This window comes from Carnobacterium divergens DSM 20623, assembly GCF_000744255.1.
Lineage (GTDB): Bacteria > Bacillota > Bacilli > Lactobacillales > Carnobacteriaceae > Carnobacterium > Carnobacterium divergens.
This window is the reverse complement of the sequence record NZ_JQLO01000001.1, coordinates 2323566-2336612: the sequence shown is the minus strand read 5'-3', so window position 1 is coordinate 2336612 and position 13047 is coordinate 2323566. Positions and strand designations below refer to the sequence as shown.

Sequence of the window (13047 nt, the reverse complement as noted above, 5' to 3'; positions counted from 1 at the left end):
TATTTCTACGCTACAATTTTACCCGTTTTTTCATCGATTGGATCTAATTTGTTAAAAACTCCATACTTACGAAAAGCAACGGTCAATCCAAATGGTACTACGATTGCAATCAACATACAAATGGCAAAAATTAGATAATACGGCGGTTGAATAGATAAGATACCCGGTAAACCACCAACGCCGATTGACAACGCCGTTACATTAAACAATGTCGAAATCAATCCGGCCACACCTGAACCAATCATTGCTGCGATAAACGGATACACGTATTTTAAATTGATCCCAAAAATAGCGGGTTCTGTTACACCTAGATAACATGAAATTGCTGCTGGAATCGAGATTTGTTCTTCTTCTTTATTGCCACGGTGTAAGAAAATAATTGCCAGTACAGCAGAACCTTGTGCAATATTTGAAAGTGCAATCATTGGCCAAAGGTTTGTTCCGCCAAAATCAGCTACCAACTGCAAATCAATCGCATTCGTCATATGATGTAAGCCTGTAATAACAAGTGGGGCATACAAGAAACCAAATAATGCACCGAACAACCAGTTAAAACTACTTGCTAAACCAGTGTTTACAATCATTGAAACAAAGCTACCAATTTTCCAACCGATTGGACCTAGTACAAGATGAGCCATTAGTACCGTTGGAACAAGTGAAAAGAATGGAACAAAAATCATCGAAACTGCTTGTGGAATAAATTTACGTAACCATATTTCAAGATACGCTAACATAAAACCAGCTAGCATTGCTGGAATAACTTGTGCTTGATAGCCAATCATATTCACTTGAGCAAAACCGAAGTCCCAGAATGGAATATCTTTAGCAGCCGTTTCTGCAACTGCATACGCATTTAATAGCTGTGGTGAAACCAATGTAATCCCTAATACAATCCCAAGAATTTGAGTGGTTCCCATCTTTTTAGCAATGCTCCACGTAATTCCTACTGGTAGGAAATGGAAAATCGCTTCACCAATCAACCATAGGAAACTATTCACACCATTCCAAAAGACCGAAGTCTCCACAATTGTTTTTCCATCTAAGAAGCCCATCGGTACTTCACCAATCACATTACGAAAACCTAAAATCAAACCACCTACAATAATTGCTGGAATGATTGGTGAAAATACCTCAGCTAATACCGCCATTGCTCGTTGGATAAGGTTCATATTTTGCTTAGCTGCACTTTTAACTTGATCTTTTGAAACGCCTTCATTTCCGGATAATTTAACAAATTCATTATAAAATGTTGGAACATCATTCCCAATTATTACTTGGAATTGACCAGCTTGAGTAAAGGTTCCTTTAACGGTTGCGATTTTTTCAATTTTCTCTTTATCTGCAAGTGCGGGGTCTACTAATACAAAACGCATTCTAGTTGCACAATGAGTGACTGCTGAAATATTTTCTTTTCCGCCAATATCTTCTAACAACAACTGGGCATCTTTTTTGTAATCTGCCATCTTTTCTCCTCCTTAAAATCTTTTTAACTTGTATATACAAGTTATTTTTATAGTTGAATTGTAACCCTTTTCTTTTTATTATGCAAGCGTTTTTCTTTCTTTTTTTGAATACTTTTAAATTTTGCTAAATTTGACTACCTTCTGGATGCAGTTTTTTCTCGAAAGCGTTATAATGAAGTTAACTATTACAAGGGACGGGGGATTCCATGCACGATTCGTTAATTACCAAAAAAGTAATTGCACATTCATTGAAAGAATTGATGGAAACCATACCTTTTCAAAAAATTTCAATTCGGGATATTATGACTCATTGTGATATTAGACGCCAGACTTTCTATTATCATTTTCAAGATAAGTATGAATTGCTTGCTTGGATTTACAATCAAGAAGCTAGTGAAAATATTGAGGATTATTTAGATTATGAGCATTGGACAAAGGTCATTACGAGACTTTTTGAATACTTAGCTGAAAATAAAACCTTTTACAATAATGCCTTAGCCATTACCGAACAAAACTCTTTCGACCGGTATTTTTTTGACCATACACAAAACTTACTACTTAAGATCATTACCGATATGATGACACAACAAAACATTGAGTTGCCTGAAGAGACATTAGCTTTTTTTAATGCTTTTTACAGTCATGCCTTTGTAGGAACTGCTAAAGATTGGTTGATGCACGGTTGCACTATTCCTCCGCTAGAACTTTCTGAAAACATTCAACTAATTGTGGAGGATTCTTTTCTATCAACATTAAAACGGTATAGTGAGCAAAAAAATAAATAATCACTAAATAGAAAGAAGGAATAGATATGATTGGATGCAGCAGCTTTACACTTAAAACATTAAATGGTACACAATTGCTCTCTCGTACGATGGATTTTGCAACTTATGTTGATAGTGGCGTTGTCGTTGTACCAAAAGGCTTCAAACTAAACTATAATCAAAACGAACAACAAGTGGTTCAACACCGCTTTCTAGGTATGGCTAATTTAACCACGTCTTCTCCTGCCTTTTATGATGGCGTAAATGAACACGGCTTAGCTGGAGCCACCTTGTATTATCCTGGATTTGCTACCTATCAAAAACAATCAACAAAAACGAGTATTAATCCTCTTCAGTTTATCTCCTACATGCTAGGGCAGGCAAAAAATATTGAAGAAGTTGAGATGATTCTTCCTTCAATTGATTTAATCAATGAAATCAACGACATTCTTCCTATCGTCCCACCGTTACATTTTATTTTTACAGATAAAAGTGGCAAAACATTAATTATTGAGCCTGATCAAAATCAATTGACTCTCCATAAAGATTCAATAGGGGTCATGACAAACAGTCCAAATTATCAGTGGCATGAAACCAACCTTAGAAACTACATTGGCATCAATCCGAATCAATTAAAATCAGTTGAATTGAATGGTAAAACATTCAAACCATTTGGTCAAGGAAGTGGTACAGTTGGTATGCCAGGCGATTATACTCCACCTGCTCGTTTTGTTCGGGTAGCCTATCTAAAAGAATATGCAAAGAAAGCTACTACTGAACTTGAAGGTGTTACAACAAGCTTTCATATCTTAGCTTCAGTTGATATTCCAAAAGGAATCGTCTTAAACGAGCAAGGTAATAGTGACTACACGGTCTACACAAGCTCAATGTCTACCGATTCTTCTAATTATTATTTTGCTTCTTATGATAATCGTCGTATTAATAAGGTCAACTTATTCAATGAAGATTTAACTGATGGCAAATTAAAAAAATACCCACTTCCAATGGAGCAAGACATTCATCACCTAAATTAAAAAACAGGTAAAAAACTCTAAAATCGAGTTTTTTTACCTGTTTTTTTGTTTACCATCCATAAACCTCAACGGGTTCATTCAACCAATCTAACCAATGCTCTTCCTCTATCTTCAAAAAGGTTAACGACAACCCTTTCATGTCATAAGAGGTCATATAATTTCCAACTTTTTTGAAAACAACCTTAATTCCTTCTAATTCCAATAGACGTCGGACATCATTCGTAAAAATATAGAGCTCCATTAAAGGCGTTCCGCCTAATCCATTAACCATCAACGCAAACTGATCTCCTTTTGCTAATTGGTAATGATTTTTTAATTTATTTACCAGTTCAATGGCTAAGCGTTCAGAGGAATGTAGTTTTTCAATACGATATCCCGGCTCTCCGTGGATTCCAACGCCAAAGGACAATTCATCTTCTGCCAAATGAAATTGAGCTTGATGTTCTTCTGATACCACAGCTGGTGATAAAGCTAGCCCTAATGTATTACTAGCTCGAACCACCTTTTTCCCTAATTCTGCTAATTCATCTAGAGTGCTACCGTTTTCTGCTGCTGCAGCTAAAATTTTATGCACGAATACTGTTCCAGCAACCCCACGGCGTCTTTTTTGAAAACTATTTTCTTCTAATGAACAATCATCATTCACAATGACATAGGCAACTTGATGTCCCTTATCTAGGGCTAAACGGCGTCCTTCCAAAAAACTTTCAACGTCTTTTTCAAAGTTTTTTATCACTAGTAAAACACCAAAACCTTGATCCGAAATGGCAATTCCTTGAAAAACTTCTTCCGGTGTTGGTGGAACAAAAATCGGACCACAAATAGCCGCTGCAAGCATACCTTTTCCAACAAATCCTGTATGAGCGGGTTCATGACCACTTCCTCCACCGCTTACAACCGCAACTTTACCTTTAGAGATAGCTTTACGATAAATTACACCTGTTCCTTTTATCCGTTCAAGCTTTTCATCATGAGCGTAAACGATTCCATTTAACATTTGTGTAACCATTTTTTCTGGTCGATTAACAATTTTTTTCATTTTAATCCTCTATTCTCGCTGTAACTTTTATTTTGAACGAGTAAACTATTCTAGACCATCTTATCACAAATCGTACTTTTTATAGAAGGCTTTTTCTGTATTTTTTAGGATTAAAAAGTTCATTTTCTATTTACAAAAATAAATTTGTTGGCGGTTGCGTACTTGCAACTACCAGCAAATTTATTTTATTCTATTTCAATTTGTTTTTAGTGATTTTTTTTGTAGTCGCTCCCAATTTTGTCTGCTGCAATAATTGCTGATGCGACATCATTGACAGTGATTGGGAATGGCATAGAATGGATAGACTCTTCAGGAATACATGCTTTTTCAGCAACTGAAATAGCTTCTTCCATTGTAATGGATTCAACTCCGATATCTGCTAAGCAAACAGGTAAGCCAATTGATAATGAGAAATCTAACACTTCATGTAGTTCTTCAATTGGTGCATTTTCTAATACTAATTGCGCAATTGCGCTAAAGGCCACTTTTTCACCATGGAAATAATGATGCGTTCCTTCTAAGGCAGTCAATCCGTCATGAATCGCATGAATCGCTGCTAAACCAGCACTTTCAAAGCCTAAGCCTGATAATAAAATGTTTGTTTCAACAATATTTTCTAAAGCAGGTGTTACAAGGTTATTGTCACAAGCAATTTTTGCATTGTAGCCATTTTCAAGTAGCATTTCATAACATAATTTTGCCATCATTAAAGCTGCATTTGTTCCTTTAGCTGGTGGGCATTCTCCTGTTCGTGCGCCACATGGCAAACCTGCATTTACATTTGAGAAGGAGTTTGACGTTGCACGTGCTTCAAAATAAGTAGAAAGTGCGTCTCCCATTCCGGCTACTAAAAAGCGTGTTGGGGCATTGGCAATAATTTTCGTATCTACCATGACTACGCTTGGGCTTTGTTTGAAGTATGCGTAATCGTCGAATTCGCCTTCTGGAGTATACAATACTGCGGAATGACTCGTTGGTGCATCTGTTGCCGCAATTGTTGGAACAATAATCAACGCTTCACCTTCCGCAACACATTTTGCAGTGTCAATTGCTTTACCGCCACCTAAACCAATCACACAATCACAGTTGTGTTCTTTAGCAAATTCTTGTAAGCGAGCTACTTCTTGTCTTGAACATTCGCCGTTAAAATGGCTTGGAATGATTTCAATGTTAAATTTTTCAGTTGTTTGGTCTAATTGTGCTTGTACACGGTTGATATCGTCTTGATGGGCAATTAATAGTGCTGATTTTCCGAAAGTAGAAACGAAATAGCCTAAATTAAGAATTTCGTCCTCTCCTTGTACATACTTTGTTGGTGAAATAAATGCTTTTCTCATTGTTCTTACCTCCATAGTTTTCATTTATTTAGGATGCGCCTCAATTGAGACGCAGTGTCTACAGTGTTTATTTAATTTTCATCGGATCAATTTGTTCTTTAATCATCTCTAAGGATGCATCGGCTTGAATCAAGGCTGCCGCCGTGTAGCTACTTTCTAGAAAAGCTGTATCAAATAGATGGACTTCTTTGTCTGTCATTTCCATTACCATTTCTAAATTCATTTTGGCACTACCTAAATCATAGAAAGCTAATAAAATTTCAGCTTCATTAGCGTCAAAAGCTGTTTGGATTTTTTCAAAGCTCGTTCCAACTTCATTCTCATCCGTTCCGCCAGCAGAGGTAATCGATACATCCTTTGCCACTTCTCGCATTAAGCGAACGACTCCTTCTGCAATTTGAGGAACATGTGAAACGACTACAACACCTAGTTTACTCATTGAAAAACACCTGCTTTCAACATTGCTTCAAATAAATATCCACTTGACATTGCTCCTGGATCAATATGCCCAATTGAACGATCGCCAAGATACGATGCGCGACCTTTTGTAGCTTTAATTTCTTTTGTCCCTTCAACAGCATCTTGAATAACTTTAGAAGTTAGTTCGTTTTTTTGTACTGCTTCAACAACAGGTTGCCAAACGTCTACCATTGTTTTTTCGCCAACTTCAGCCTTGCCACGTTTTTGAATTCCAGCTAAACCAGCAGCCAAGAGCTCCCCTAAATCGTCTGTTTCTCCAGCAGCTTTTGCCATACTGATGAACGCTGAACCATATAACGGACCTGATGCGCCACCCACTTTACTAACTAATGTCATACCCGTTAATTTGAAAATATCTACCAACGTTGTTGGATTTTTTTCAGCAATAACCTCTTTTACGGCCGTTGTACCACGAGCCATATTCATACCGTGGTCTCCGTCACCAATTGGGGTATCCAATTCACTTAAATACTCTTTGTTTTGATTAACCTCATCTGTAAATAAGTCTAACCAGGTTTTTACAGTTTCTACATTCATTTTTATTTCCTCCTACCAAGCAATTGTATTTGTTTTATAAGTTAAATTTTCTAGCCATTTAGAATCTTCTAATTTTACTAATGTTAACGATAAACCAGCCATATCGATTGCAGTCATGAAATCGCCCACTTTTTTAAATTCAACCACTATTCCTTCTTCATCTAGTAATTGGCGAACATCATTTGTAAAAATATATTGTTCCATTAAAGGTGTGCTGCCTAAGCCGTTAACTAATAGTGCGAAATGATCGCCTTTTTTCCAATCGAAGGCTGCTTTTAACTTCATTACTAATTCTTTTGCTAACTCTTTTGAAGGAGCGATTTTTTCTCTGCGGTAACCAGGTTCACCGTGGATACCCACACCAAATTCAATTTCATCATCTGCTAAAACAAAGCCTGGCTTACCTACCTCAGGAACAGTTGCACCTGTTAAGGCTACTCCAATGGTTTTGATTTGTGGAACCAATTTATCAGCCATTGCTTTAATTTCTGATAAACTTGCACCTTGATCAGCTGCAGCGCCTAAAATTTTATGAACTAAAACAGTCCCTGCAACTCCACGCTTTCCTGCCGTATAGGTACTATCTTCCACTGCAATGTCGTCATCTACAATAATAAAATCAACTTCAATATCTTCCATCTCAGCTAACTCTTTTGCCATATCGAAATTCATCACGTCACCAGAATAATTTTTAATGATTAAAAAGACGCCGGCTCCTTGATCAGCTGCTTTGATTCCTTCTAAAATTTGATCAGGAGTTGGGGATGTAAAAACTGCCCCACAAACTGCTGCTGATAACATTCCTTGACCGACAAAACCTGCATGTGCTGGTTCATGTCCGCTTCCGCCTCCACTAATTAACCCAACATGTCCCTTCGTTTGATTTTTCGCTACGATGATTCCGCTTTCATTGATACGTTCAACTAAATCTCCATGTGCATAAGTCAACCCGTCCAACATTTCGTCTACTACTGCTGTCGCGTCATTTATTATCTTTTTCATTATTTATCCGCACCCTTCGTTTGTTTTCTACATGCTTACTATATCGCGAAAACGTTTTCTTTTAAACGGACAAAATTTCTAATGTGTCCGTTTGTTCAGTTTATAACATTTTTAAACCTTCACAAAATAGACTTTTTTTATAGTATTATCTTTATTTGCTCACAATTTATCTTGCTTATTTAAAAGGATTCGACTATGATAATTGAGAACGATTATCAATTACATTCAAATGGAGTGACCTTATGGAACGAGATGAACTACATTCAATTAGTCAACTAATTCAAAGTAGAAGGACGATTCGAAAGATTTTACCCGATTCTATCCCTCGAGAACTAATTTATACTATTTTAGAAATAGCTTCTTTTGCACCTTTCCATTCAAAAAAAGAACCTTGGGAAGTTTTACTTATTTCAACAGAATCAGAACGCCAACTATTTTCAACAGCAATCCTTGAAAGTTACACACGTTTAGGGGTGTGGGATTCTTACAATCAATCAGACTTAGATAAAACAAAAAGCAAAGTCTATGACTATTTTGCTGAAGTGCCCGTCAGCATCGTTGTTTCTGTTCCATTAGAAGCTGATCAAAAGACTTCATTGGAAGCCATTTCTGCTACCGCTGCATTTATTCAAAATATCCAACTTGTCGCTTGGGATAAATCAATCGGCGTAACTTGGCGAACCACACCTAATATTTTTGACTCAAAATTCGCTGAAGAATTACGAATTGATTCCACCCGGCAAATTGTTGCAACTCTTCATTTAACTAAAATAAAAACAGCATCAACAAAAATAAAAGCAAAACGTACTCCTCTTAGCGAATGGGTGACTACTTTAGAAAGTGTGAAAAATAATGAAGCATAAAAACTATCTATTGATTCTGATTGCCTTGGTTGTAGCTATTTTTCTTTCTATTATCTACTCTACATCAATCGGTCAAGTTGACATTCCTTTCGACCAATCTTGGAACATCTTTATCTCTAAAATCTCAAATGGCTCCGTAGGATCATTAGATCATTTAGACAATCAATCTTACATTACAATTATTTGGCAATTGCGATTGCCTCGAGCATTATTTGCTTTATTAGTTGGAATGGGCTTAGCCGTTAGCGGAACGATTATGCAGGCTATTGTTCAAAACCCATTAGCAGACCCTTATATTTTAGGGATTTCGTCTGGTGCTTCTTTAGGAGCAACGTTTGTGATTCTTTTAGGAGTCGGAAGTGGCGCATTATTTGCACAGATTGGTGTTGCCTTTGGCGCCTTTATTGGAGCAGTTGTTGCCTCTTTTGGTGTTTTATTATTAGCTAGTTTTGGCGGACGTATCACATCAATCAAATTACTATTGTCAGGCATGGTCATTAGTTCGTTATTAAGTGCTTTTTCCAGTTTAATCGTTTATTTTGCAAACAACGCTGAAGGCATTAAGACCATCACCTTTTGGTCAATGGGCAGTCTTGCTTCTGCTAGTTGGGATAAATTACCCATTCTTTCTGTACCAGTACTGTTAAGCTGTCTCTTCTTTCTCTTCCAACATCGAATTTTAAATACTATGTTGCTTGGAGACGAGGCTGCCATTACACTTGGAATCGAGCTTGGAAAATATCGAAAAATCTATCTAGCTTTAGCTTCTCTTCTAACAGGGACGGTTGTTGCCTATTCTGGAATGATTGGCTTTGTAGGACTCATTATACCTCATTTAGCCAGAGGACTCTTTGGCGCAAATCATAAACATCTTTTGCCAATGGTTTTACTGATTGGAGCATTATTTATGATTTGGGCCGATATTCTTTCTAGAATTCTAATTAAAAATGTGGAAATTCCAATCGGAATCATTACTTCAGTCATTGGCGCACCTCTTTTTATCTATATTATTATCAAAAAAAATTATCAATTTGGAGGTTAAATACAATGACACAATTGGTCGCTCAGGACATATCCATTCAGATTGGTAAAAAAGACATCGTCAAAGACGTTACTCTTCAAGTAGAGCATCAACAATTTGTCGGCGTGATTGGGGCAAATGGTTGCGGTAAGTCAACTCTATTAAAAAGTCTCTATAAAAGCCTCAAACCTAAAAAAGGAGGCATCTTTTTAGATGAATTAGACGTTTTAACAGCTTCTAATAAAACCGTCGCAAAGCAATTGGCTGTAGTGAGTCAATTTAACGAAATGAGTTTTGATTTAAGTGTTGAACAAATCGTCCTTTTAGGACGTACTCCCCACAAAAAATTATTAGAGTCTGATACAAAAGCTGATTATCAAATCGTAGAAGAAGCTTTGTCGCAAACCAATCTGTTAAATTATCGAGAGCGTAGTTTTTTATCCTTATCTGGTGGCGAAAAACAGCGCGTCATTCTAGCCAGAGCAATCGCCCAGCAACCGCATTTTATTATTTTAGACGAGCCCACTAATCATTTAGATATTCGCTATCAATTAGAAATATTGAACAGCGTAAAAAAAATGAAAATTGGCGTTCTTGCAGCACTTCATGACTTAGAAATGGCTGCTGCTTACTGTGATTATCTATATGCCATGAAGGATGGCGAAGTCATCGCCAAAGGAACACCCGAAAAGCTCCTAACAGCTGAGCTGATTGAAGAGCTTTATCAAGTCAAATGCCAAACGTTTATCAATCCAATTACTAAAAAAATGGGATTTTCCTATTACAGCATATAAAACAGGAGGAAAAATAATGAAAAAAACCTTTTTAATCGGTTCAATTTTTGCACTAAGTTTATTCGTTTCAGCTTGTGGTGCTAAAGAAAATAATGCCCAAAGTGGAACACAATCAAATGGGAGCTACCCTGTTAAAATCAACAATTACACCAAAGCAGAAGGCTCGACAAAATGGGAGCCAAAAGAAGAAACCTTTCAAGAAGCACCTCACAAAATCATGGCCAATACGAAACCTGCTGCTGAACTTTTATTGCATCTAGGTTTAGAAGATAAAATTGTCGGTGTTGGGGCTGATTTTGGAGAACCTGATAAAGCTGTCGAAAAAGCTTATAGTAAGCTACCCATCTTATCAAAAGATTATGTAGGAAAAGAAGTAACCTTAGGAACCAATCCAGACTTTGTTTATGGACGTGCAGGTCTATTTGATAACAACGAATGGGGCGTTGGAACGGTAGATTCTTTAAATGATAGCGGCATTCGAACGTACCTTTTAGAATCCTCTGTAACGGGTGGTACATTTGACTCTATTTATCAAGATATTGACAACCTTGGAAAAATTTTCAATGTTGAAGACAAAGCAAAAAGTTTTGCTGCTGAAATAAAAGCGAAAGAAACAACGCTCACAACGTCATTGAAAAAAATCAATCAAAATCAAACATTTGCTTATATTCATACAATGGACCCAACTGAAATTGCCGTTTATCCCGCTCACGACGAAAGTTTCTTTAATGACATTTTTAAATTGATTAAATTAGACAATGTTTACAAAAATGAAAAGGGCGATGTTAGTATTGAAACCTTGCTTAAAACTGATCCTGATATTCTTATTTTCCCAATTTGGGAAGATGGCGCTGATATTGCTAAAATTAAAGCAGGTTTTTATGCAAATCCTAAACTTACAAACATGAAAGCCATCAAAAATAAACAAGTTTACGGTGTTGATTACAATTATCTATTTGGCTACGGCTATCAAAGTTTAGATGGTATTGAAAAATTAGCAACTGAAATTTATCCTGATTTATTCAACTAAATTAAAAAGCCACGACAACCAAGAAATTCTTGGTTGTCGCGGCTTTTTTGATTAAAATCGTTTCTTAACAGGTTCAACAACTAAATAGCGATGAGGTTCATTGCCTTCTGAATGCGTAGTAACTTGACCATCTTTGCTTAAATAAAAATGAATTTGCTTACGTTCAAAAGCTGGCATCGGTTCAAGAAAAACAGGTTGGTTCGTACGTAATACTTTTTCAGCCGTGCGTTCTGCTAGTTGTTTTAAAATCGTTTCACGGCGCTCACGGTAATCGCCAACGTTCACGATTGCGGTTAACTTACTCTTAGCATGTCGATGCACGAGAACTTGTGTCAACGCCTGTAGCGCATTTAAAACTTTACCATGTTTCCCAATGACTAAGCCTGGCTTTTCTGTTTTCACATGGAAGATAATTTTATCGTCAACACGTTCTTCTTCGACTGTTGCATCTGCACCAATTTGTGTCAAAATATCGACTAGATATTTTTTAGAAATATCAATCGCAACATCGTCATTTCGTTCATTTAATAGAACTTCTTTCAGAGAATTTTCTTCATTAAATACTTTTTCTTCTAAAAGAATTTCTTGCTCGACTTGATTCTTTGGTTCAAGTTTTGATGTAATTTCAACAATAGCGGCTTTTTTCCCAAAACCAAAAATACCTTTTTTGCCTTCTGAAATAATAGTAATGCTCGCATCATTCCGAGTAATCCCTAACTTATTCAATCCCGTTTCAATTGCTTTTTCTACGGTTTCTCCACTAGCCGTATACTGTTCCATCTGTTTTCCCTCCATTTCTTTTGTCGATTCCCTATTAAACAAACTAATTATCTTTTCTTATTTTTTTTCTTTTTCGGTTTTATTGCTTTTTCTAAGGCTTTTTGACGATCACGTTCTGCTTGTACTTTTTCATCACGTTCTTTTTTAATTTTAAATGGATTATTCAATAGTAAGGTTTGACCTACTGAAAAAGCATTTCCGACTACCCAGTAAAGAGATAACGCACTTGGTAGTGTAACCCCCATAAATAAAATCAACGCTGGCATCGTGTACAACATTGCGCTTGTCATTGAGTTTGATTCGGCTTGACTCATGGTTGAAAGCTTTGTTGTAGCAAATGTTAACACAGCTGCTAAGACCGGTAAAATAAAATACGGGTCACGTTCTCCTAAGTTCATCCATAAGAAATGACCGGCTTTTAAAACTTCAGTACGACTGATAGCTTGATATAATGCCATCAAAACAGGCATTTGAACCAACATTGGCAAACAACCCATCGCTGGATTTACGCCTGCTTCAGAGTACAATTTTTGTGTTTCTTCTCTTAATTTATTTTGTGTTTCAGTGTCTTTTGACGCGTATTGTTTTTGCAACGCTTTTAATCGCGGTTGCATATCACTCATTTTACGTGTACTTTTCATTTGGTGATGCATTAATGGTAATAAAATAATTCGAATCAGAATGGTAAATGAAATAATTCCTAAACCATAGCTTCCAAAGAATATATTTGATAATCCCGTAATTGCTCTTGAGAAATTCCAAACAATGTAATGGTCCCAAAATCCTGTACTATTTGCATCAATCGAACCTGTTTTCCCACACCCAGTTAAGACAGCCATTAAAAGCACTGAACTAACCAATATAAGTAATCGCTTACGTTTACTCACATCAATTCCCTCACTT

General features: G+C 36.5%; 14 protein-coding genes. 6 read left to right on the top strand and 8 right to left on the bottom strand.

Annotated elements, in window-relative coordinates; genetic code table 11:
- Positions 1-5: 5 nt before the first annotated feature.
- Positions 6-1463 carry a PTS system trehalose-specific EIIBC component gene (gene treP, locus BR52_RS11155; protein ID WP_034572766.1) on the bottom strand — a complete coding sequence of 486 codons (1458 nt, stop codon included), beginning with the start codon at positions 1461-1463 and terminating at the stop codon, positions 6-8.
- 206 nt (positions 1464-1669) lie between these two features.
- On the opposite strand from treP, the gene dhaS reads away from it, so the two are divergent.
- Positions 1670-2248, top strand: a complete 579-nt coding sequence (gene dhaS, locus BR52_RS11150) for a dihydroxyacetone kinase transcriptional activator DhaS (RefSeq protein ID WP_034572763.1) — start codon at positions 1670-1672, stop codon at positions 2246-2248.
- Between the two features lie 26 nt (positions 2249-2274).
- Positions 2275-3261, top strand: a complete 987-nt coding sequence (locus tag BR52_RS11145; RefSeq protein WP_034572760.1) for a choloylglycine hydrolase family protein — start codon at positions 2275-2277, stop codon at positions 3259-3261.
- 49 nt (positions 3262-3310) lie between these two features.
- Here the strand turns inward: BR52_RS11145 and dhaQ are convergent, their stop codons facing one another.
- From dhaQ to dhaK, 5 genes are all read right to left on the bottom strand, one after another.
- Complete coding sequence (gene dhaQ / locus BR52_RS11140; protein WP_034572757.1) at positions 3311-4300, bottom strand: DhaKLM operon coactivator DhaQ; 990 nt, start codon at positions 4298-4300, stop codon at positions 3311-3313.
- Positions 4301-4506: 206 nt separating this feature from the next.
- The gene (locus BR52_RS11135) at positions 4507-5637 is read right to left on the bottom strand and encodes a glycerol dehydrogenase (protein WP_034572754.1); all 1131 of its coding nucleotides are present in this window, start codon (positions 5635-5637) and stop codon (positions 4507-4509) included.
- Between the two features lie 67 nt (positions 5638-5704).
- Positions 5705-6076, bottom strand: a complete 372-nt coding sequence (gene dhaM / locus BR52_RS11130) for a dihydroxyacetone kinase phosphoryl donor subunit DhaM (RefSeq protein WP_034572751.1) — start codon at positions 6074-6076, stop codon at positions 5705-5707.
- Positions 6073-6654: a dihydroxyacetone kinase subunit DhaL gene (gene dhaL, locus BR52_RS11125; protein WP_034572746.1), complete on the bottom strand. Its 582-nt coding sequence runs from the start codon at positions 6652-6654 to the stop codon at positions 6073-6075. The genes dhaM and dhaL overlap by 4 nt, the downstream gene beginning before the upstream one ends.
- A 12-nt stretch (positions 6655-6666) precedes the next feature.
- Positions 6667-7656: a dihydroxyacetone kinase subunit DhaK gene (gene dhaK / locus BR52_RS11120; protein WP_034572743.1), complete on the bottom strand. Its 990-nt coding sequence runs from the start codon at positions 7654-7656 to the stop codon at positions 6667-6669.
- 242 nt (positions 7657-7898) lie between these two features.
- Here dhaK and BR52_RS11115 point away from each other — a divergent pair, with 242 nt between their 5' ends.
- The 4 genes from BR52_RS11115 to BR52_RS11100 are packed head-to-tail and all read left to right on the top strand — an operon-like array spanning position 7899 to position 11364.
- The gene (locus BR52_RS11115; protein WP_034572740.1) at positions 7899-8519 is read left to right on the top strand and encodes a nitroreductase family protein; all 621 of its coding nucleotides are present in this window, start codon (positions 7899-7901) and stop codon (positions 8517-8519) included.
- Positions 8509-9561, top strand: a complete 1053-nt coding sequence (locus BR52_RS11110; RefSeq protein ID WP_034572737.1) for a FecCD family ABC transporter permease — start codon at positions 8509-8511, stop codon at positions 9559-9561. Before BR52_RS11115 ends, BR52_RS11110 begins: the two co-directional genes overlap by 11 nt.
- 5 nt (positions 9562-9566) lie before the next feature.
- Positions 9567-10334 (top strand): ABC transporter ATP-binding protein, encoded by a 768-nt coding sequence (locus BR52_RS11105; protein ID WP_034572734.1) that lies wholly within the window; start codon positions 9567-9569, stop codon positions 10332-10334.
- A 16-nt stretch (positions 10335-10350) separates the two neighbouring features.
- Positions 10351-11364 (top strand): ABC transporter substrate-binding protein, encoded by a 1014-nt coding sequence (locus tag BR52_RS11100; RefSeq protein ID WP_034572730.1) that lies wholly within the window; start codon positions 10351-10353, stop codon positions 11362-11364.
- Positions 11365-11415: 51 nt separating this feature from the next.
- Here BR52_RS11100 and jag read toward each other — a convergent pair whose 3' ends face one another.
- Both jag and yidC read right to left on the bottom strand, forming a co-directional pair.
- Positions 11416-12144, bottom strand: coding sequence for an RNA-binding cell elongation regulator Jag/EloR (gene jag, locus BR52_RS11095; RefSeq protein WP_034572726.1), 729 nt, complete (start codon positions 12142-12144; stop codon positions 11416-11418).
- A gap of 47 nt (positions 12145-12191) precedes the next feature.
- Positions 12192-13031: a membrane protein insertase YidC gene (gene yidC / locus BR52_RS11090; protein WP_034572723.1), complete on the bottom strand. Its 840-nt coding sequence runs from the start codon at positions 13029-13031 to the stop codon at positions 12192-12194.
- Between the last annotated feature and the right edge of the window lie 16 nt (positions 13032-13047).